The 20053-nt window shown below is 41.3% G+C and carries 20 protein-coding genes; 12 read left to right on the top strand and 8 right to left on the bottom strand.

What is annotated here, in order from left to right; translation table 11 throughout:
• Positions 1-20: 20 nt before the first annotated feature.
• Positions 21-617: an urease accessory protein UreG gene (ureG, locus tag ANSO36C_RS23295; RefSeq protein WP_251956439.1), complete on the top strand. Its 597-nt coding sequence runs from the start codon at positions 21-23 to the stop codon at positions 615-617.
• A 447-nt stretch (positions 618-1064) separates the two neighbouring features.
• Here the strand turns inward: ureG and ANSO36C_RS23290 are convergent, their stop codons facing one another.
• Positions 1065-1838 (bottom strand): glucosamine-6-phosphate deaminase, encoded by a 774-nt coding sequence (locus ANSO36C_RS23290; RefSeq protein ID WP_251956438.1) that lies wholly within the window; start codon positions 1836-1838, stop codon positions 1065-1067.
• Positions 1839-2096: 258 nt separating this feature from the next.
• On the opposite strand from ANSO36C_RS23290, the gene ANSO36C_RS23285 reads away from it, so the two are divergent.
• Complete coding sequence (locus tag ANSO36C_RS23285; protein ID WP_251956437.1) at positions 2097-2783, top strand: HAD family hydrolase; 687 nt, start codon at positions 2097-2099, stop codon at positions 2781-2783.
• Positions 2784-3158: 375 nt separating this feature from the next.
• Here the strand turns inward: ANSO36C_RS23285 and ANSO36C_RS23280 are convergent, their stop codons facing one another.
• Entirely contained in the window at positions 3159-4067 is a 909-nt protein-coding gene (locus tag ANSO36C_RS23280) for an alpha/beta hydrolase (protein WP_251956436.1), read from the bottom strand.
• Positions 4068-4261: 194 nt separating this feature from the next.
• On the opposite strand from ANSO36C_RS23280, the gene ANSO36C_RS23275 reads away from it, so the two are divergent.
• Positions 4262-4726, top strand: coding sequence for a helix-turn-helix domain-containing protein (locus ANSO36C_RS23275; RefSeq protein WP_251956435.1), 465 nt, complete (start codon positions 4262-4264; stop codon positions 4724-4726).
• 66 nt (positions 4727-4792) lie between these two features.
• Here ANSO36C_RS23275 and gatA read toward each other — a convergent pair whose 3' ends face one another.
• Positions 4793-6253 carry an Asp-tRNA(Asn)/Glu-tRNA(Gln) amidotransferase subunit GatA gene (gene gatA, locus ANSO36C_RS23270; RefSeq protein WP_251956434.1) on the bottom strand — a complete coding sequence of 487 codons (1461 nt, stop codon included), beginning with the start codon at positions 6251-6253 and terminating at the stop codon, positions 4793-4795.
• A 407-nt stretch (positions 6254-6660) separates the two neighbouring features.
• On the opposite strand from gatA, the gene ANSO36C_RS23265 reads away from it, so the two are divergent.
• Together ANSO36C_RS23265 and ANSO36C_RS23260 are read left to right on the top strand one after the other, a co-directional pair.
• Positions 6661-8013 (top strand): helix-hairpin-helix domain-containing protein, encoded by a 1353-nt coding sequence (locus ANSO36C_RS23265; protein ID WP_251956433.1) that lies wholly within the window; start codon positions 6661-6663, stop codon positions 8011-8013.
• Positions 8014-8215: 202 nt separating this feature from the next.
• The gene (locus ANSO36C_RS23260; RefSeq protein WP_251956432.1) at positions 8216-8812 is read left to right on the top strand and encodes a hypothetical protein; all 597 of its coding nucleotides are present in this window, start codon (positions 8216-8218) and stop codon (positions 8810-8812) included.
• A gap of 113 nt (positions 8813-8925) precedes the next feature.
• Here the strand turns inward: ANSO36C_RS23260 and ANSO36C_RS23255 are convergent, their stop codons facing one another.
• Positions 8926-9528 carry a cytochrome c oxidase subunit 3 gene (locus tag ANSO36C_RS23255; RefSeq protein ID WP_251956431.1) on the bottom strand — a complete coding sequence of 201 codons (603 nt, stop codon included), beginning with the start codon at positions 9526-9528 and terminating at the stop codon, positions 8926-8928.
• Positions 9529-9651: 123 nt separating this feature from the next.
• Between ANSO36C_RS23255 and ANSO36C_RS23250 the strand changes: the two genes are divergently transcribed.
• The gene (locus tag ANSO36C_RS23250; RefSeq protein ID WP_251956430.1) at positions 9652-9810 is read left to right on the top strand and encodes a hypothetical protein; all 159 of its coding nucleotides are present in this window, start codon (positions 9652-9654) and stop codon (positions 9808-9810) included.
• A 50-nt stretch (positions 9811-9860) separates the two neighbouring features.
• On the opposite strand, the gene ctaD is transcribed toward ANSO36C_RS23250, so the two are convergent.
• The 4 genes from ctaD to ANSO36C_RS23230 form a co-directional block, all read right to left on the bottom strand.
• Entirely contained in the window at positions 9861-11522 is a 1662-nt protein-coding gene (gene ctaD, locus ANSO36C_RS23245) for a cytochrome c oxidase subunit I (protein ID WP_251956429.1), read from the bottom strand.
• Positions 11523-11535: 13 nt separating this feature from the next.
• Positions 11536-12462, bottom strand: a complete 927-nt coding sequence (locus ANSO36C_RS23240) for a cytochrome c oxidase subunit II (protein WP_251960423.1) — start codon at positions 12460-12462, stop codon at positions 11536-11538.
• Positions 12463-12529: 67 nt separating this feature from the next.
• Positions 12530-13147, bottom strand: a complete 618-nt coding sequence (locus tag ANSO36C_RS23235) for a DUF2231 domain-containing protein (protein WP_251956428.1) — start codon at positions 13145-13147, stop codon at positions 12530-12532.
• Complete coding sequence (locus ANSO36C_RS23230; RefSeq protein ID WP_251956427.1) at positions 13144-13644, bottom strand: DUF2231 domain-containing protein; 501 nt, start codon at positions 13642-13644, stop codon at positions 13144-13146. The genes ANSO36C_RS23235 and ANSO36C_RS23230 overlap by 4 nt, the downstream gene beginning before the upstream one ends.
• A 767-nt stretch (positions 13645-14411) precedes the next feature.
• Here ANSO36C_RS23230 and ANSO36C_RS34405 point away from each other — a divergent pair.
• The 6 genes from ANSO36C_RS34405 (at position 14412) to ANSO36C_RS23205 (ending at position 20024) form a co-directional block, all read left to right on the top strand.
• Positions 14412-14717: a hypothetical protein gene (locus tag ANSO36C_RS34405; RefSeq protein WP_323374486.1), complete on the top strand. Its 306-nt coding sequence runs from the start codon at positions 14412-14414 to the stop codon at positions 14715-14717.
• Positions 14714-15397 (top strand): metal ABC transporter solute-binding protein, Zn/Mn family, encoded by a 684-nt coding sequence (locus ANSO36C_RS23225; RefSeq protein WP_323374611.1) that lies wholly within the window; start codon positions 14714-14716, stop codon positions 15395-15397. The genes ANSO36C_RS34405 and ANSO36C_RS23225 overlap by 4 nt, the downstream gene beginning before the upstream one ends.
• Positions 15398-15547: 150 nt before the next feature.
• Positions 15548-16327, top strand: coding sequence for a metal ABC transporter ATP-binding protein (locus ANSO36C_RS23220; protein ID WP_251956426.1), 780 nt, complete (start codon positions 15548-15550; stop codon positions 16325-16327).
• A gap of 45 nt (positions 16328-16372) precedes the next feature.
• The gene (locus ANSO36C_RS23215; protein ID WP_251956425.1) at positions 16373-17236 is read left to right on the top strand and encodes a metal ABC transporter permease; all 864 of its coding nucleotides are present in this window, start codon (positions 16373-16375) and stop codon (positions 17234-17236) included.
• 63 nt (positions 17237-17299) lie between these two features.
• Positions 17300-17866 (top strand): chemotaxis protein CheB, encoded by a 567-nt coding sequence (locus tag ANSO36C_RS23210; RefSeq protein ID WP_251956424.1) that lies wholly within the window; start codon positions 17300-17302, stop codon positions 17864-17866.
• A gap of 10 nt (positions 17867-17876) precedes the next feature.
• Positions 17877-20024 carry a hybrid sensor histidine kinase/response regulator gene (locus ANSO36C_RS23205; RefSeq protein ID WP_251956423.1) on the top strand — a complete coding sequence of 716 codons (2148 nt, stop codon included), beginning with the start codon at positions 17877-17879 and terminating at the stop codon, positions 20022-20024.
• Positions 20025-20053: the final 29 nt, after the last annotated feature.

Raw genomic sequence — 20053 nt, 5'->3', positions numbered from 1 at the left:
AGGACAAAGGACAAATAACAATGAATGCATTTCGAGTAGGGGTTGCTGGGCCAGTGGGTTCGGGGAAGACAGCTTTGGTGGATGCTTTGTGTAAGGGGCTGCGTGAGCAGTATCAAATTGCAGTGGTGACAAATGATATTTATACTCAAGAAGATGCCCAGTTTTTAGTGCGTTCTCAGGCGTTGGCTAGCGATCGCATTTTGGGTGTAGAAACTGGTGGTTGTCCTCACACAGCTATCCGCGAAGATGCTTCAATGAATTTGGCGGCAATTGAACAGTTAGAGGAACGTTTTCTTGATTTGAATTTGGTATTTTTGGAAAGTGGTGGTGATAATTTGGCTGCTACCTTTAGTCCAGAATTGGTGGATTTAACAATTTACGTCATAGATGTTGCAGCAGGCGATAAAATTCCCCGCAAAGGTGGCCCCGGCATTACTAAGTCTGATTTATTGGTGATTAACAAAACTGATTTAGCACCTTATGTTGGTGCAGATTTAAATGTGATGGAACGAGACGCTAAAAAAATGCGCGGCGATAAACCTTTTATTTTTACTAATTTGAAAACTCAGTCTGGACTTGCAGACGTAATTAACTTTGTTTGCACAAATATCTGTTAAAAAGAAAATGAGAAGGTTATTGCTCACTTTTTAAGGATGTCTAGGAGAAATATTGGTACAACGGTAGACTTTTTAAACAACATCGTGAATGCGATCGCACAGTTCTTAAACGACAAAAAATTTGTCACTGTACAAAAAAGGAAAAAACCGTTAAACACTATGTTTCCCGGTTTTCCGTGTGGTGTAAGGAGCTTAACTGTATATCATCATAAAGTAACTACCAAACCACAACGCCCTCGTAACAATTTTGGTAACAGAATTTTTTTGCGTAGGCGTAGCCCGCCGTAGGCATCGCATCTCAAGGGCACACCTGACTTTTCACGGTATCTGAAAAACCTCTCTCTAAATCTCTCTCCTTTTAGGAGAGAGACTTTGAATTTTCCCCATTCCGTGTCGGGAAGGGGGTTAGGGGGTTAGGTTTTCGTGGACACACCGATATTTCAGATTTCACGACAGCAAACTAGCAGAATTAACATCCAAAAATAACCTTGCTTGGGATTGTTGACGGAGAATAGAAGCCGGACAATTTGTACTTATAGACCCCTGCAACATTTGTTTTACCACATTCGCTTTACGTTTTTCTGGAGCAAGACAGATAATTTTTTTAGCTGAACAAATCATTGAGATGGTGACAGTAAAAGCATATTGTGGAACAGTTTCTAGATTCGGAAAGTGACCTGTACTTACTTGTTGCTGACGGTTTACCGTATCTAATTTGACTAGTTTCACACTGTAAGGGTCTTGAAAATTTACGACTGCTGGATCGTTAAAAGCCAAATGTCCATTTTCGCCAATACCGAGACAGCATAAGTCAATTGGTTGTGCTTGCAATAGTTTAGTGTAGCGATCGCACTCTGCCACTGGTTGCAATGCATCACCTTCTATATAATGAAATTGCTTAGGATTAACCCGCTTTTCTACACGTTCTCGCATATAGCGGCGAAAACTGGCAGAATGATCAGCAGTAATTCCTAAATATTCATCTAGATGGAATAGAATAATCCGTGACCAATCTACACCACCCAATGCAATCAAAGCATCGAGAAATTTGAGTTGGGAATTACCTGTTGCTAACAATACAGCAGCTGTATCCTGAAGATTAAGAACTTGCTGTAAATGCTTTTGCGCGATTTCGGCAACATCCTGCGCCATTTCGACTTCAGAGTTGTAAATCTGCACGAGTAAATCATCAACGCGAAAAAAGTTTGTAGCGGCTGGCATTTGCTTACACAGAAGGTTATCAGTTATATGGCAGTTTGTTGAAAGGCTTTATCTGTCTGCCCTTATATGCCCTATCCAGTATAGATTTTAGATTTAGCAGATTAATTCGTGACTCTTAAAATTTGCTTAAAATCTCACCCTTCGAGGACGATTTTTTCCTCAGTTCCCTGTATTAACGAAGGAAAAATCACTAAGTAAAAAAAACAATGTAAACTATTTAAATTAAGTTAACAATTATTTACACTTTACCAAAAAATCATGCTGGCTGCAATTCTCTTTGACCTAGACGGCACTATTGTCAACACTGACCCCATACACTACCGGGCGTGGCAGGAAACGCTGTCACATTATAGCATTGAAATTGACGAAACATTTTATAAATCTCGAATTAGTGGGGGGCTAAATCCAGAAATTGTCAAAGATATTTTGCCACAATTATCAACAGCAGAAGGGCAAAAATTTGCAGACGATAAAGAGGCGCTTTTCCGCGAACTTGCCCCGGATCTTCAGCCATTGAATGGATTTTCTGAACTACTAGCCTGGACAGACACACATCAGTTAAAACGAGCATTAGTAACTAATGCCCCTAGATTAAATGCAGAATTTATGCTAGAGGTTTTGGGAATAAAAGAAGCTTTCCATACAGTTGTTTTAGCAGAAGATTGTATTGCAGGTAAACCCGACCCTGCACCCTACCAAGTCGCCCTGAATAAATTGGGAATTACAGCAGAGGAAGCGATCGCTTTAGAAGATTCTCCTTCTGGTATTCGTTCAGCAGTAGGTGCAGATATCCGCACTATTGGTATAGCCTCTACCCACGATCCGCAATTTTTGCAGTCAGTCGGCGCATTTATGGCAATTCCAGATTTTACTGATTTGCAATTGTGGACATTGCTGAACTCATTGATTGATCCAAATTTAAGTGCAATCGCTTCTAATTTTTGAGGTTCAAATTGCAAAGGACTAATTCCTGCATCTGCGATCGCAGGCACTCGTTATGATGAACGCGATCGCTAACCCTATCAACAGCGTGAGCAAACTATTAGAGGGTTTGTAGTAAGCAGTTTAGTCCTGAGAGAATAATGCCAAGCTAACTTTGCTAGGTTAAATAAAGAACCACAGAGACACAGAGAACACAGAGAGAAAGATTTTAAAACTTGGTTTACTCTGCGAAGTTAGCTTGATAGACGACTAGTAGTCTGTCCCATTAATTTTGAGGGATAAGAGAACGAACCGCAGAGGCGCAGAGAACACAGAGAAAGAGGATGAGAAAAAGATTATTAAATTTCGTTTACCCATCAAAATTAATGCGATAAACCACTAGTCGAGGCTGTTCATATAGCTACGAGTCTGCGCTTGTTGGACAAAAGACTCTATCCGTTGCAAATATTGTGAACCACCAACGACTGCGGTGTTGTTATGATCTGCTCCTGGAACCAAGAATAGTTGTTTTGGTTCGGGAGCAACGGCATACAGTTTTTCGCTCATGAAAGAGGGTACAGTCAAATCAACAGCACCATGAATGAATAAAACTGGCATCTTTACATTTGGCAATTTTTTAATGGATTCAAAGCGCTGTGTCAAGATTAAATCCACAGGAAACATCCGAAACATATTTCGATAAGTGATTAAATCGCGGATGGAAGTAAAGGAGCTTTCCACGATTAAACCGGCGGCTTGTGGGTGTTTCACAGCCAAATCAATGGCAATCGCACCCCCTAAAGAATGACCATAAATAAAAATTTGGTTGGGTGGAATCTCTTGTTGCTGTACCAAATAATTCCAAGCTGTAACTGCATCTTCATAAACCCGCTTTTCATTGGGAAAGCTGCCTTCACTGCGACCATAACCCCGATAATCAATCAGCAACACCGAAAATCCTAGTTGATGAAACCGATTGGCATGAGTTATATTTGCGCCAATATTGATACCATTACCGTGCAAGTATAGCAACACCTTAGCATTGGGTTTCTTGGCTTTTATCCACCAACCGTGGATGCGTTCTACCTTGCCTGTTTTAACTGGTACAGCTAACCACACCTCTTCATAAGGGAGATTAAAAAACTCTGGTGTCTTTTCAATCACAGCAGAGGGAACGAAAATGAACCGAGGTTGCCCAATAAAAAGAAATAGACAGATTGCACTATAAGCGATCGCTGCAATTATCCCAGCCCAGAGTAGCCGTTGGGAAAATACTTGTATTAGAAATTGCAACCTGTTAATTTTCATACCCAATTTTTTTAGTTTTCAAGGTATGTATTCTAACAAAAAAAATACTTAGCTTAAGCCGCCTTAGCATTTTAAAATGAAGGATTAAGCCATGAACAAAAAATTTTATCCAAAAATCAAATATTCAGTAAATTTACGTATGCACATTTCAGCCTATGAATGAATAGTAGAATTAGCCTATAGAGGAGAAGACTGTGACGCTCTTAAACGAAGCTCAAGTAGAGCAATTAAAAGAAATAACCACACACTTGCGACAAGTAAGACAAGAAAAATCTATCTCCATAGAAGAAATAGCTGCTCAAACATTGATTAGAGCAGGTGTTTTGCAAGCTTTAGAAGAAGAACGATTTGAAGAATTGCCTGAGCTTATTTTTCTGCAAGGATTCATCCGTCGTTATGGAGATGCATTAGGGCTGGATGGAAATGCTTTATCATACAGCCTTATAACCAATGTTGTCCCTCAAGAATCCAAAAATGCTCATAATAACTTAGACAACAAGGGAAATTCATATATTCCTCTTGTTTTGACCTATATTTTATTATTAGTTGGTGCATCTGCTGGTCTTCTTCATATACTGAATCCACAACTTACATCTCAATCGGTGACTCCAGAAGACAATAATCCACAGTCAATAGTTAGCAATCAGGCTAACAAATGACCAAAAGGGAGTGGGGAGTGGTAGAAGCAGAATCAATGACAAATGACAAATGACAAATGACAAATTTCAAGATATTTTCGGTTTGTGCAGATGCCAACTAGTGGATTGCTCATAAGCATAAGCTACTTGAAACAGTAGCTCTTCTCGCAGCACATTGCCGATTAGCTGTAATCCTATCGGTAGTCCCTGATCATCAAAACCACATGGCAAACTTAAACTAGGTAAACCAGCAAGATTTACAGGAATAGTCATCAAGTCATTTAAATACATACTTAGGGGGTCAGTAGTTTTTTCCCCTGCTTTGAATGCTGTAGTGGGAGATGTGGGACAAACCAATACATCAACCGCGCCAAAAGCCTTTTCAAAGTCTTGCTTAATCAAAGTACGGACTTTTTGCGCTTTTAGATAGTAAGCGTCATAATAGCCAGCCGAAAGAGCGTAAGTGCCAATCATAATTCGGCGCTTGACTTCTGTACCAAAACCAGCCGCACGGGTACGAGTGTACATCGATAGGAGGTTATCTGCATCAGGAGCGCGATACCCATATTTAACGCCATCGTAACGAGCCAAGTTTGCTGATGCTTCGGATGGGGCGATGATGTAATAGGTGGGTAAGCCATATCGAAAGCGGGGACAGGAAATTATATGAATTTCTGCTCCCAAACTTTGTAGTTGATCTACTGCTTTAGTAACAGCTTGTTCCACTACAGAGTCTAAACCTTCACCAAAAGTTTCTTTAATGATACCAATCCTTAGCTGACCTCTGGGTTTGAAGTCTGGTTTTAAGCTAGCAGCATAGTTGGGAATGGGAACTTTCAAGCTGGTAGAGTCTTTAGGATCGTAACCTGCGATCGCACTTAATAATATCGCAGCATCTTCTACTGTGTTTCCAAATGGGCCAATTTGATCCAAAGATGAAGCGTAAGCCACCAAACCATAACGAGAAACCAGACCATAAGTTGGTTTCATTCCCACAACACCGCAAAAAGATGCAGGTTGGCGAATCGAACCGCCAGTATCAGAACCGAGAGCAACCACACATTCTTGAGCCGCCACCGCCGCCGCAGAACCCCCTGAAGAACCGCCCGGAACTCGTGACAAATCCCAAGGATTAGCCGTGACTTGGTAGGCAGAGTTTTCTGTAGAACTACCCATTGCAAACTCATCCAAGTTGGTTTTGCCTACCATTACCGCCCCAGCATCTGCCAGTTTTTGTGTCGCTGTTGATTCATAAGGCGGCACGAAGTTTTCCAAAATCCGGGAGGCGCAGGTTGTGGGAACTCCCTTGGTACATAAATTGTCCTTGATACCCACAGGAATCCCTGCTAATAGGCCAATTTCTTCTCCTGCGGCAATTTTGGCATCCACAGCACCTGCCTGCTCTAATGCTCGTTCTGCCGTCACACATAAAAAGCTGTGCAATTTCGGCTCTAATACTTGAATGCGCTCTAAAGCTTCTTGGGTAATTTCAACAGCAGAACGTTCTTTTTTAACCAGTTGTTGGTGCAACTCGCGGATAGATGCCATGATTGCTCTCTTTGTGACTCAAGTCATTGATTTTAGTACATATTGGCCGAAATTGGGTATAGGGTATTGGGCATTGGTTATTCTCCTTGTACCCCTCATCACCCTTATCTTCCACTGTCTTCCCTACTTCCTTATCCGCCACTCTCCGCACATCTGACTAAGCAAATTAATATGTATTTAAATGTGTTTAATAGGTTCTAAAAACAGCAAATATATAGCTATCAACCATCTATTGAAGAGTTTACTAAAGTTTTGATGTAAATTGATATATATTTACTACTTTGTCTAAGAGTATAGCAGTGTTTTCTAGTGATATAATTTTATATTCTGAGGGCTATCAAAACTAGAAAGTTCATAATTTTATCAATTAATTAATTTTGCAAAATTTTTTTTAGGGGTAGGGTAGGATGATCAAAATAGCCACACGCAAATATTTAGGCAAACAAAATGTTTATGACATTGGGGTTGAGCGTGACCATAATTTTGCGATTAAAAATGGCTTGATAGCTTCCAATTGTTTCAATAAATCCCATTCAACAGCATACGGTTATGTAACTTATCAAACAGCATATTTAAAAGCTAATTACCCATTGGAATATATGGCGGCACTGTTAACGGCTAACAGTGGTGATACCGATAAGGTACAGAGATATATTACTAACTGTACAAATATGGGGATTTCCATAGATCCGCCAGACATTAATCGTTCTGGTGTTGATTTTACGCCGACGGCAGGAAAGATTCTGTTTGGATTTTCGGCAGTGCGTAACGTGGGGCAAAATGCGATCGCTTGTATTTTGGAGGCGAGAAATGATACAGGAGAGTTTAAGTCCCTCGCTGATTTTTGCGATCGCGTAGATTTACGTGCCGTTAACCGCCGAACTCTGGAATCGCTGATTTACTGTGGAGCCTTTGACAAAATTGAACCCAACCGTCAACAGTTAATTAACGACTCAGAATTAGTGTATGATTGGGCACAATCTCGCGCTAAAGACAGAGCCAGTGGTCAAGGGAATCTATTTGATTTATTGGGCGACGGCTTTTCTTCGACTCAAAATAAAAGAGCAAATAATGCTTTTGAAACTGCTCCTAAATCTAAACCTGTGACAGATTTACCCCCACAGAAAAAGTTGCAGATGGAGAAAGAACTACTAGGCTTTTATGTATCAGATCATCCACTGAAATCCTTACGGCAAATAGCACCACTTTTGACTCCAATTAACCTTTCACAACTGGGAGAACAAAGGGAAGATACAAGGCTTTGTGCAGTTGTCATGTTAAATAACGTCAAAAAGGTGGTCACGAAAAAAGGCGATCAGATGGCAATTCTGCAAATAGAAGACCTAACTACACAATCAGAAGCTGTAGTTTTTCCGAAAACTTATGAACGCATTAGTACGCTACTCCAAGTTGATACTAGATTGATTATTTGGGGAAAAGTAGATCGACGTGACGAGCAAACTCAATTTATTCTTGAAGATGCAGAACCAGTGGAAACAGTACAAATGGTGATGGTCGAGTTAAATCCCCAACAAGCAGGTAATATCGAAGAATTACATCGCTTGAAAACAATTTTGCAAGACCATTCAGTAGACAAAGAAAAGGCAAGAATGCCAGTGATTGGAATTATCCAAACTGAAACTTCTCGTAAGCTTGTTCGTTTAGGTTGGCAATTTTGCGTACAAGATTCTAGAATAACCGTTCAAGCTTTGCAAAATGCTAGTTTTCCTGCTCATATAAAATCGCTGACTGGTAGCTGAGGCCAGGAGTGATAAATCCACCAATACTGAAAAGCAGCTTAAAAATTAGTTTTATTGAACTGTCAACAGTAAATTACCCTAAGTACTTGGGATTTTTATCGTTTTTTTAGTTACTTATGCGGATGATGATTTCCTTGAGGGAGTGGTATCTTTTTATGCTAATACCCTTAAGGTTGCGAATGGGGGAAGGAGTTAAAACTTGATGATTGTAAACGAGCTACATAAATTTGTCTCATACTGTAAAAGAATTCAACCCCAAACTCACGAGGACATTCAAAAATTTTTTGAAGGAGTAATATTGTTTCCTTATGACAAGGAACTTTTATTGCAAGCTTATTTATTTCTGAATATTAAAGAATTGTTTCCCTCGTGCGCTGAATTGCTGTTATTTGAAAAGTCTCCAATTTCAGATTATACAGATTTAGGAAAGTGTGATTTTGTCTTTCTGACCTTTAAAGGTAGCCTGTTTTTAATTGAAACTAAGTTTATTGATACAGAAGCAACTGGAGCAACAGAACGAAAAAGAAGAAATAAACATAGAAACAAGGTATTTGAGCAAGTTATTACCTTAAAAGGTCGATTTAGCGAATATTGGAATATGAGGCTAGATCAATTAGAGTGCGGGGTTTTCACAACAGATTCAGAAGTTGCTTGGCGAGGAAATGGTGTGAATGTCGTATCTAAATCAATATCTATAGATAAACTCGAACAATGGCGAAGGAGTTATCACAGTAGTGAAAAGTTTTTATCTCATCAAGATGTGTCAAAGTTTGAGGGAAAGGTTAATTTAAAAAGTTGAACCAATACCTAATTATAGTTATTACAGTGAATGGTGTATGGGGCATAAAAGTAATTAATAATGCCCCATACACCAACCCAGATAATTTATCTGGGTTTTTATCCCATCAATCTTTACTGCCAAACGTAGATTAGGATAAACAAAATAATCCAGATAACATCGACGAAGTGCCAGAACAATGAAGTTGCATTCACGCCGAAGTGGCCTGTGTCGTAGTTGCCAGGGATGAAAGAACGTACCAAAATAATCGACTGCAACAGAATGCCGGTGAAAACGTGCAAACCGTGGAAGCCTGTTAGCAGGTAAAACGTCCCACCAAATACCCCTGTGGTGAAGCCAAAATCGAGGCCGTTCCATTCAATCGCTTGCCCAACCAAAAAGTAAGTACCCATCGCCATTGTTGTCAAGAGAAATAGGCGAAATTTCACTAAGTCATGGCGTTGAAGGGCGCGTTCGGCTAAGTAAATTACAAAGCTACTGGCGACAAGAATTACTGTGTTGATTGTCGGTTCTTTTACTTCTAGCCCGGAAACACCTGCTGGTAGCCAGTTAGGCGTTGTTGTTTTGTAGATGGCATATCCGGCGAAAAAACTCAAGAAAATGACGCTTTCAGACAGGAGGAAGACAATGAAGCCAAACATCTTGTTGCCTTCTTCGTCGTGGGTATGTTCTGCGGCTGTGTGCTGCAATTCATCTGAATTGATATAACTGTCCATTGGTGGAGTTTTGCTTTTAGCTTGAGGGTTGAATTTAAAACGCAAAAGAGACGTAGCTTGTTGCGCTACGGTATACACACAAGTCTTTTGACCTTACCTTTATTGCATTGACCTGCAAGTTTGTTGTATCAACCTGCAAGTTTGTTGCATCGACCTGCACCTTTATTACATCGACTTGCAAGTTTGTTGTATCGAGTTGCACCTTTTTTGTATCAACCTGCAAGTTTGTTGCATCGACCTGCACCTTTATTGCATCGACCTGCAAAAATTAACTTACCCTAAGTTACGGAGTAACCTAAAAGATTTGTGTGTATACGGTAGGATAGCCTGGGTTATTCTGAGAGGTTAGCTGTCAAGGGTTCTGATTTGCCGTAGCCGTAGGGTTCAGAGATGATGATGGGGATTTCTTCAAAGTTTTCTACTGGGGGGGGTGAAGAAACTAACCACTCTAGTCCGATTGCTCTCCAAGGATTAGCAGGTGCTTTCTCGCCTTGCATCCAAGAAATCACCATGTTGAAAATGAAGGGCAAGGTGGACATTCCTAAGAGGAATCCGCCCAAGCTAGCGATGATATTCCAGAATGTGTACTCTGGGGCGTAGGAAGCAACTCGGCGTAACATTCCTTGCAATCCTAATGGGTGCATGGGCAAAAAGTTGAGGTTAGTGCCGATGAAGGCTAACCAGAAGTGGATTTTACCCCAGCTTTCTGAGTACATCCGCCCAGTCATTTTGGGGAACCAGTGATAGATGGCAGCATACAAGCCCATCGTCACAGTTCCGTAGAGGACGTAGTGGAAGTGTCCCACTACAAAGTAGGTATTGTTAACGTGGACATCAACGGGCACGGAAGAAAGCATGATGCCTGTGATTCCTGCAAAGACAAACATGATTAATGCACCTAAGGCAAACAGCATGGGGGTAGTTAGCCGCAGTTTACCGCCCCAAATAGTTGCTACCCAAGCAAATACTTTAATTCCCGTGGGGACAGATACAAACATCGTCGTCAACATGAAAATCAACCGCATCCAGCCGGGTGTACCACTGACGTACATGTGGTGTACCCAAACGATACCACTGACGATCGCAATCAAAATGGATGAAACGGCAACTACTTTGTAACCAAATAAGGGTTTACGTGAATAAACTGGAAAGATTTCCGAGAAAATGCCGAAGATGGGCAAAATAATCACGTAAACGGCGGGGTGGGAGTAGAACCAGAAGTAATGCTCAAACATTACTGGATTACCACCCTTGGCGGGGTCGAAAAAGGCAGTGCCTGCTGTGAGGTCGAGTAGCAGCATTACCGCACCTGCTGTCAATGCAGGTAGTCCGAATAGTTGGATAATCTGGGCGCTAAATACTGTCCAGACAAACAACGGCATTTTGAAGAAACCCATTCCTGGGGCCCGCATCTTCACAATTGTGGTGACAAAATTTACTGCCCCCATAATTGAAGATACGCCAGATATTGCTACTGCTAGCAACCAGATAACTTGACCATTAATTAAGTTACCTGTGGGATTCTGGAGACTGACTGGCGGGTAAGACCACCAGCCGGCTTGGGCAGGGCCTCCAGGGACAAAGAAGCTACCCATCATCAAAATCCCAACTACTGGCACCATCCAAAAGGCGACGGCGTTGAGGCGGGGAAATGCCATATCTCGCGCCCCAATCATTAGGGGTACTAAATAGTTGGCAAAACCAACCAGTGAGGGAAATGTCCACAAAAACAGCATCACAGTGCCGTGCATGGTGAACATACCGTTGTAGACGGTGCGATCGACTAAATCTGATTCGGGTGTCATCAGTTCTCCCCGCATCACCATCGCAAAGATACCGCCGACGAGGAAGAAGAAAAAGGAGGTAACGAGATACTGGATACCAATTACCTTGTGGTCGGTACTAAAGCTGAAGTATTCTTTCCAATTACTTGGAGATTCGTGGTTATGCTTCTCATCAGGGAGAAGAATACCTTCAATAGGAACATTAGTCATGGTTACTTTCCTTTCAACCAGGTGAATTGACTAGAGGAGGTGCAGCAGGTGGAACTGTAACCCAACCAGTTTGGACTGATTGATGGGATGTTTGGGCATACTCAGAAGCTGCCTGATTTTTTGCTACGGATGGCTTTTGGGTTGCAGCTTGTGCTAGCCACTGCTGATAATTTTCAGGAGATTCGACAACCACATTCGCCTGCATCGTCGCAAAGTATGTACCGCTATATTGGGAATCGGTCAATCGGTACTTGCCGGCGCGGATGGGAGTAAATTCAAAGTCGATCGCGTGGTTGGGAATAATATCCTGCTTAAGGCGAAATGCAGGTATATAAAAGCCGTGGAGAACGTCTTGCGATTTCAGCGCTAAACGTATCCGGCGATCGCTTGGTAAATGCAATTCGGTACTGGTAATATCTTTTTCTGGGTAATGAAAAACCCACGCCCACTGTTTAGCTAGTACGTCGATTTTTTCTACAGGTTCTGCTAAAGCGTTAGCTGGTAAATCATTTGGTTCTGCATGAGCCGATTGCATTGCTAGCGGATTATGCAAATGAACTAATTCCGATGGGCCTTGAATTCCCATTTGTTCGTAAACTTGATAGCTGTAACCCGCAATCCAAAACACTAACAGAATTGGGATTGCTGTCCAGACAACTTCTAAGGTGATATTCCCTTCAATTGGGGGGCCGTCAGTGAAGTCATCTTTGACTGCCCGATGGAAGATCACAGAATACATTAAAGTACTTGTGACTCCCAAGAAGATGAAGGAACCGAGGGTTACTAAGAAGCTAATCAAATCATCAATTAGTAGGGATTCGGCTGCTGCTTGGGGAGGAAGCCAGGAGTAAGCCTGCTGCCCGATCCAGAGACTGATAACAGTGATTGCGATCGCGCCTGTAAGCAGCGTCAAAATATTTAAAATCTTCTGGATTTTCATGGTCATTGGTTATTGGGCATTGGGTATTAGTCAAAGGACAAATGACTAAGGACTAAGGACAAATAACTTACTTGAGTGTTGTATTGAGGTCTTGGTGCGATCGCAGCAAATTATCTGCTGTATTGTGTACGCCAAACTCGGCAGCCATTTGCGCCCCTAGTGTCCCGTGGACGTACAGAATGAACATAATTGCTATGCCTGCCAACAGATAGATCCATTGCACTTCTCTATCTGTCTCTTTATATTCTTGTTTGGCCCAAACCAAGCGCTGCCATCCTCTCCAGATGGTCAAGACAATAATCAGCGCTAATAAGAACACACCACCCACACCATGCCAAAGCATAGTTTCCATTGCCTGCAATCCCCAGGCACTTTTCATATCAGCTGGTGGTGTTGCCAACAGCATTTCGTAAAAGCCTGCTGCGACTGTGAAAAATGTGATGATGCTGGCAGCTAGCATATTGTACCAGCCAACATCAAATAAGTTCTGACGTTCCACAGTAATTGCTAAATATTTGAAGACCCATTTTTCAAAGGGGAACAGAACACCGACAATATCAAAGGTCATCCCAATGATGAACAAACCTATTGTCAGATGGACTAAGTTGGGATGAATGGGAATGGTGTAAGGTAATCCGTTTGCGCCTAAAGAGCCGCTCAATTGATCAATTAATTCTGAGTTCATTGCAACAGACCATCCTTTACTGCTTCCACAACTGGCACTGTATGCAATCCATACACCCAAACAAGTTCATCTCCAAGATATACTTGTAAGCCAACTATTAGGGTTAAAACTAGTCCGGCTCCCAAGTAATAAATTGGTACTTTTTGCGGATTCCGGGCACGAATTACATAGCGCCAAGCTGTAATTGCTGTGATGATTCCCGAAAGTGACCAACCAATCAGCGTATGCAAATTTAGTACCGATTTAGCTACGCTGTAAGGCTGTGCTAAACCCGCTTCAAACTGACCGAAAATAATGGCCACGAAGATGGCGATCGTGGCAACTACCATATTCCACCAACTCACCTCAAAAAGACCGGATTTGCCAGTAAAATAGCCAATTACATCACAGACAAAGGAAAACAATACCATCGCAATTACAAAGTGGACAACGATGGGATGAATCGTATCTGGATAAGGTAAATTGTGGTCGTTCAAAGATGTAAAATACTCAAGCATTGTTTCTCCTGGACATATCTACCGTGTTTTAGTCAATAAATTTTGGATTTTAGATTTATTCCGTCCCTGACGAGGATAAACCAGAAGACCCTAATCCAAAATCACTAGTCAAACTTCAATAATTGATCGATACTCACTAACATCACCACAAGTATCCATCGATAATTGACTGGAATCTGTTCAATTTATGCGCTGTGCAATACGCTTAATCTTGTCTTAGCTTTTTGTAGCAAAATCAGGTTTAATTGCCTACATGGAATAATTTGGATTTCGATTCATTCCCTCATGCGGATAGTCTACAACAGCAATTCTTGATGTAGCTAAATCAAATTGCTGTTGTTTGTTGATTTGCTTAACCTATCCTTTAGCTTAAGTAAATTTTTATGAATTGTCAAAACAATAAATATTAAACTTTTAACAGTTAGTTAGCTAACAAATAAATATTTCTACAATGTATTTATTTTTGCAATAATTTAAATACTACAAAACCTAAATACAAGATTTGTCTGTAAAGTATTTCACAATCATCAAATATTTGTTTGTGATGCAAACAACAAAATTATTTGAACTGTTCAAAATGCCCCTTAAAATGACAAGAGTCAAAAATTAACACATAAAAGTGTCGAACCAAGTAAGTCAAAATCTAGAAATACAGTGGATTGCCACAGGTTCGCTTTTTACTTCTTAGAAAATTATCATAATTCTTTCAGTTTTATCTTGCTTCTGCTAAAGTGAGACAAAAGTGAGAAGATTATGAAATTGCTATAATGAGATTTAATATCAATAATTTTAAGATGCAACTACCGCAGTACGGGCAAAAATTGGCTATAGCATCTGGGCTGCTATTAAGTCTATGTTTGGGTGGATGTGGCGCAACCTCTAACTCTCAACCACAGTTAAGTTCAAATCCAGGCACAACTACTACCAAGCTAGATAAAAAAGTAGTTCTTACCACCTTTACAGTCATTGCAGATATGGCGCAAAACGTGGCGGGAGACAAGGCGATTGTCGAATCTATCACTAAACCAGGACAGAAATTCATGGTTACGAACCAACTCCTAGCGATTTGGTGAGGGCGCAAAAAGCAGACATAATTTTGAATAATGGTCTGAATTTAGAGCGTTGGGCACAAAAGTTATATAACAGCGTCCCCAAAGTGCCTCACATTACCCTAACTGAGGGAATTAAACCTGTAGAAATTGCGGAGGATGCTTACAAAGGAAAGCCTAATCCCCATGCTTGGATGTCACCACAAAACGCCTTGACTTACGTAGAGAATATTCGCAAGGCATTGGTTAATTTAGACTCAGCGAATGCAGAGAGTTATAATACCAATGCCAAAGTATACAGTCAAAAGATTAAGGAAGTTGATGAGAAACTGCGAAAAGCTGTTTCGGTAGTTCCAGCAGACAAGCGCTACATAGTAAGCTGTGAAGGCGCATTTTCATACCTTACCCGCGATTATGGCTTGAAAGAAGCTTATCTCTGGGCGGTCAATTCTGAACAGCAAGCTACTCCCAAACAGCTAGAAAAAGTCATTGATATAGTTAAAAAAAATAAAATACCTGTAGTTTTCTGTGAAAGTACAGTAAACGATGGAGCGCAACGTCAGGTAGCTAGAGAATCAGGAGCAAGGTTTGGTGGAGTGTTTTACGTTGATTCTCTATCTCCAGCAGATGGGCCAGCACCAACTTATCTCAAGTTGTTAGAAGGTAATATTAATACTCTAACTCAGGGATTAGAGGAAAAGTGAGCAAGTATGCAAGAATAAATCTAACTATTGAAAATAAGCTTGTAGTAACGAATTTAGTCTTATTTTGTTCTCTGGAAAACGTTACGTCTTTGGAAAGAGGGCTGAAGCTGCTCACTACAAACTATTAATTAATTTTAGAGGTGATTTTTAATGAAATCCATTAGCATTGATGTCGAAAATTTGACAGTTGCTTACCACGGCAAAGTTGCTTTACATGGTGCTTTTTTGCAAATTCAAGCAGGTTCAATCAGTGGTTTGGTGGGGATGAATGGTAGCGGTAAATCAACCCTATTTAAAGCAATTATGGGTTTTTTGAAGCCAGTCACAGGAAAGGTTTTGATTAATGGTTTACCGATAAAAACTGTGCAGAAAAAAAGCTTGGTGGCTTACGTACCCCAGTCGGAAGAGGTGGACTGGAATTTTCCAGTAAGTGTCCATGATGTGGTGATGATGGGACGCTACGGATACATGAATATACTACGAATTCCATCGGCGAACGATCGCTTAGTGGTGCGGGAGAGTTTGGAAAGGATGCAAATGTGGTCAATGCGCGATCGCCAAATTGGAGAACTCTCAGGTGGACAGAAAAAACGTGCCTTTCTCGCCCGTGCTTTAGCACAACAGGGAACAGTTTTACTATTAGATGAACCTTTCACTGGGGTAGATATTAAAACAGAAAAAGCGATGATTGATTTATTGCTGGAATTGCGAGAGGAAGGTCATACAATTTTAATTTCTACCCATGATTTAGCATCTATCACTACTTTCTGTGATCAAGTAGTACTCATTAATCGTACTATTTTAGCTTATGGTGATACATCAGAAGTCTTCACAGAAGAAAATCTCTCACGGACTTTTGGCGGTTCTCTGGGAGATTTATCTCTCGGCAAAAGTCAGATAATCCGTGGAAATCAAGGTGAATCTCATTGATTGAGAATTTTTAATTGATATTGCTTGGATTAAAGTTATAAAAATATGAATACTCTCGCATTATTAGACTGGTTCACTACACCCCTACAGCATGAATTCATGGTGAAGGCAATTTGTGTAAGTGCCTTAGTTGGGGTGGTTTGTTCTGTTTTATCTTGTTTTATGACCCTTAAAGGTTGGGCATTAATGGGAGATGCTGTTTCTCATGCGGTAATGCCTGGGGTTGTAATTGCTTATGTTTTAAATATCCCTTTTGCTGTGGGTGCTTTTGTCTTTGGAGTGGGTTCAGTTATTGCGATCGGTTATATCAAAGCGAAGACAAGGATTAAAGAAGATACTGTCATTGGACTTGTATTTACAGGATTTTTTGCTCTGGGTTTGGTACTAGTTTCCAAAACTCCCAGCAGCGTAGACTTGACACATATTTTGTTTGGCAATGTTTTAGGTATTTCTAATGAAGACATTATCCAAACGGTGATTATTAGCGGGATTACTTTAATAACAATAGCTATCTTACGCAAAGACTTACTATTATTTTGTTTTGACCCCACTCACGCACGTTCCATTGGCTTGAACACAGGAGCGCTGCACTATATTTTACTATCATTACTCTCGTTAACTGCTGTCGCCGGACTCCAGACAGTGGGAATTATTCTGGTTGTAGCTATGTTAGTAACTCCGGGAGCAACGGCTTATTTATTAACAGACCGTTTTGACCAGATGATACTAATTTCAATGGCATCTGGAGTATTTTCTAGTGTTATGGGCACTTACATCAGCTATCATATCGATGGTGCAACTGGGGGTTGTATAGTAGTGTTACAAACCTTGTTGTTTGTTATAGCAATGATTTTTGCACCTAAACATGGGTTACTGGTAAGAGCAAAGAAGCAAGAAAATACTGACTGATTCAGTATGAAATTCCCTTTGCTATTTATATAACCCCCATTCATAGGTGTGAGGGCGAAATAAGTGTCGTTTAAAATTGTGGTAATTGGTACTTCTTTAGGCGGATTATCAGCATTAAAAATTGTCCTAGGGAATTTACCAGTAGATTTCCCTGTGCCGATCGCGATCGTCCAACACCGTCATAAAGAGTCAACTAACACACTCCAGGATTTATTACAACAATCCACTTTGTTGAAAATTCGAGAAGTGGAAGACAAGGACGAAATACTATCAGGATATATCTACATAGCCCCAGCAGATTATCACTTACTAGTTGAACCAGGTCATTTTGCCCTCTCAACTGATGAACCTGTTTCTTATGCCAGACCATCTATTGATGTGCTGTTTGAGTCGGCAGCCGATGTCTACACAGAGCAAGTTATTGGTGTAATATTGACAGGAGCAAACCAAGATGGTATGCAAGGTCTCAAGAAAATAAAAGCGCGGGGAGGAACTACTATTGTACAAGAACCTGCCACAGCTGAGAGCGACGTTATGCCAAAGGCCGCAATTTCTGCTGTTACAGTAGACTGGATTTTGACACTCTCAAACATTGCTTCCCAGATGGTCAAGCTTTGTTATTCATCATAGAAAGAAACCGATGCAGATGGAACCCAAAGTAAACATCCTCCTAGTGGATGATAAACTAGAAAATTTGCTGGCACTAGAGGCAATCCTAGAAAAACTAGGGGAGAATCTAGTGAGAGCTACTTCTGGGGAAGAAGCTTTGCGGTGTCTGCTGCATCAAGACTTTGCAGTTATTTTGCTTGATGTGCAAATGCCTGGGATGGATGGCTTTGAAACTGCTACCTTAATTCGCAATCGGGGGCGATCGCGTCACACTCCAATTATCTTTCTCACCGCCTTTAGCAGCAGCGACCAAATGCTATTTAAAGGCTATGCCTTGGGTGCAGTAGATTATTTACTCAAACCACTAGACCCCAATATTTTGACTTCTAAAGTCACAGTATTCGTAGAACTTTTTAAGAAAACAGAAGCCGTCAAGCAACAAGCAGCGCAGTTAGTAGCTGTAAATACAGAACTCAGGCAAAGTGAAGAACGATTGCGATCGCTAAGTACTTGCTCACCCGTTGGCATTTTTGAAATTGATACTGAAGGAGGATGTAGATATACAAATCCTCGCTATCAGGCAATTTGTGGTTTAAAAGCGGCAGAAAGTTTAGAAAAAAGATGGCTAGAATCTGTTCATCCAGAAGACAGAGAACGAGCGATCGCTAGTTGGTCTGCTTACATTTGTGAAGGTCGGGACTACTCGGAAGAATTTCGCTTTCAAACTGCTCACGGTAGCGTCCATTGGGTTCAAGTTCGCTCATCACCGATGCTTTCCGGTCAAGGGGAATTACTGGGATATGTAGGCACTCTTGAGGATATTACCGAACGCAAACAAGCAGAAGAAGTCCGCGCTCAAGTGATTCGAGAACAGACGGCAAGACAGGAAGCAGAAGCAGCAAATCGGATGAAAGATGAGTTTCTTGCTGTTCTTTCCCACGAACTCCGCACACCTCTCACCTCAATGCTGGGCTGGTCAAAAATCCTCCGCGCCAAGAAACTTGACGAAAAAGCCACTTCTCGCGCCTTGGAAGCGATCGAACGCAACGCGATGTCTCAGATGCAACTAATTGAGGATATCTTGGATGTATCCCGGATTATCCGTGGTCAGTTGCGGTTAAATGTATCTGCGGTGAATCTGCTCACGGTAACGGAGGCAGCCTTAGAGGCAGTTCGTCCCCTCGCAGAACCGAAAGATATTAAGTTAAATACTGTCCTGGATACTTCGCTAGGATCAGTATATGGCGATCCAGCCCGTTTACAGCAAGTTGTCTGGAACCTACTAACTAACGCCATTAAGTTTACTCCTAAAGGTGGTAGGGTAGAGGTTAGGCTATCAAAGCATTGTGGATTTTCGATTTCAGACTTCAGCGTCAGCCCTCAGTCAAACGGTTTGGGATTGGGATCTGATGGTAAAAATTTAGCCTCTTCAAACACTGATGAAAGCAGTAATGTACAATCCCAAATTCAAAATTTAAAATCTCAGTACGCCCAAATTGAAGTTATCGATACAGGCATTGGTATTAGTTCCGAGTTTTTACCCAAAGTATTTGAGCGTTTTCGGCAAGCAGACAGTACCACAACGCGATCGCACAACGGATTAGGACTAGGATTAGCGATCGTTCGTCATTTAGTGGAACTGCACAAAGGTACAATCTTTGCCCAAAGTTCAGGCACTGGACAAGGAGCAACTTTTACTGTGAGACTACCACTGCTACAAGACAATAGGGGGAATAGAGAAGCAACAGGAAAAAGTTCCTCCCCTGTAGCATCTACGCCCCTTGCTGGATTAAGAGTGTTAGTTGTAGATGATGAGGCGGATACCCGTAACTTTCTCAGTTTTATGTTTGAGGAGTATGGGGCTTTTGCCACTGCGGTAGCATCAGTTGATGAAGCGCTAGCAGTACTTGAACAAGCAAAACCAGATATTCTGATTAGCGATATCGGGATGTCAGGACAAGATGGTTATATGCTGATTCGGAAACTGCGCTCTTTAGAACCAGAAAAAGGCGGACGCATCCCCGCGATCGCTTTAACAGCATACACGCGAGAGGAAGACCGCTTGGAAGCACTTTCAGCAGGGTTTCAGCAGCATTTATCTAAGCCAATTGACCCCAATAAATTGATTGCTGCGGTTGCCAATATATTAGAACTGCCTTTGGAAGCTCCAGTGAGTTGATTGGGGACTGGGGACGAGAATAAGCAATG

The sequence above is a fragment of the Nostoc cf. commune SO-36 genome (assembly GCF_023734775.1).
GTDB lineage: Bacteria > Cyanobacteriota > Cyanobacteriia > Cyanobacteriales > Nostocaceae > Nostoc > Nostoc commune_A.
This window is presented reverse-complemented; position numbering and strand designations above follow the sequence as displayed.

Excerpts from the sequence above, each read along its gene's own strand:
- ureG (WP_251956439.1), top strand. The coding sequence starts at position 21 with ATGAATGCATTTCGAGTAGGGGTTGCTGGGCCAGTGGGTTCGGGGAAG.
- ANSO36C_RS23290 (WP_251956438.1), bottom strand. The coding sequence starts at position 1,838 with ATGCCAGCCGCTACAAACTTTTTTCGCGTTGATGATTTACTCGTGCAG.
- ANSO36C_RS23285 (WP_251956437.1), top strand. The coding sequence starts at position 2,097 with ATGCTGGCTGCAATTCTCTTTGACCTAGACGGCACTATTGTCAACACT.
- ANSO36C_RS23280 (WP_251956436.1), bottom strand. The coding sequence starts at position 4,067 with ATGAAAATTAACAGGTTGCAATTTCTAATACAAGTATTTTCCCAACGG.
- gatA (WP_251956434.1), bottom strand. The coding sequence starts at position 6,253 with ATGGCATCTATCCGCGAGTTGCACCAACAACTGGTTAAAAAAGAACGT.
- ANSO36C_RS23265 (WP_251956433.1), top strand. The coding sequence starts at position 6,661 with ATGATCAAAATAGCCACACGCAAATATTTAGGCAAACAAAATGTTTAT.
- ANSO36C_RS23260 (WP_251956432.1), top strand. The coding sequence starts at position 8,216 with ATGATTGTAAACGAGCTACATAAATTTGTCTCATACTGTAAAAGAATT.
- ANSO36C_RS23255 (WP_251956431.1), bottom strand. The coding sequence starts at position 9,528 with ATGGACAGTTATATCAATTCAGATGAATTGCAGCACACAGCCGCAGAA.
- ctaD (WP_251956429.1), bottom strand. The coding sequence starts at position 11,522 with ATGACTAATGTTCCTATTGAAGGTATTCTTCTCCCTGATGAGAAGCAT.
- ANSO36C_RS23240 (WP_251960423.1), bottom strand. The coding sequence starts at position 12,462 with ATGAAAATCCAGAAGATTTTAAATATTTTGACGCTGCTTACAGGCGCG.
- ANSO36C_RS23235 (WP_251956428.1), bottom strand. The coding sequence starts at position 13,147 with ATGAACTCAGAATTAATTGATCAATTGAGCGGCTCTTTAGGCGCAAAC.
- ANSO36C_RS23230 (WP_251956427.1), bottom strand. The coding sequence starts at position 13,644 with ATGCTTGAGTATTTTACATCTTTGAACGACCACAATTTACCTTATCCA.
- ANSO36C_RS34405 (WP_323374486.1), top strand. The coding sequence starts at position 14,412 with ATGAGATTTAATATCAATAATTTTAAGATGCAACTACCGCAGTACGGG.
- ANSO36C_RS23220 (WP_251956426.1), top strand. The coding sequence starts at position 15,548 with ATGAAATCCATTAGCATTGATGTCGAAAATTTGACAGTTGCTTACCAC.
- ANSO36C_RS23215 (WP_251956425.1), top strand. The coding sequence starts at position 16,373 with ATGAATACTCTCGCATTATTAGACTGGTTCACTACACCCCTACAGCAT.
- ANSO36C_RS23205 (WP_251956423.1), top strand. The coding sequence starts at position 17,877 with ATGCAGATGGAACCCAAAGTAAACATCCTCCTAGTGGATGATAAACTA.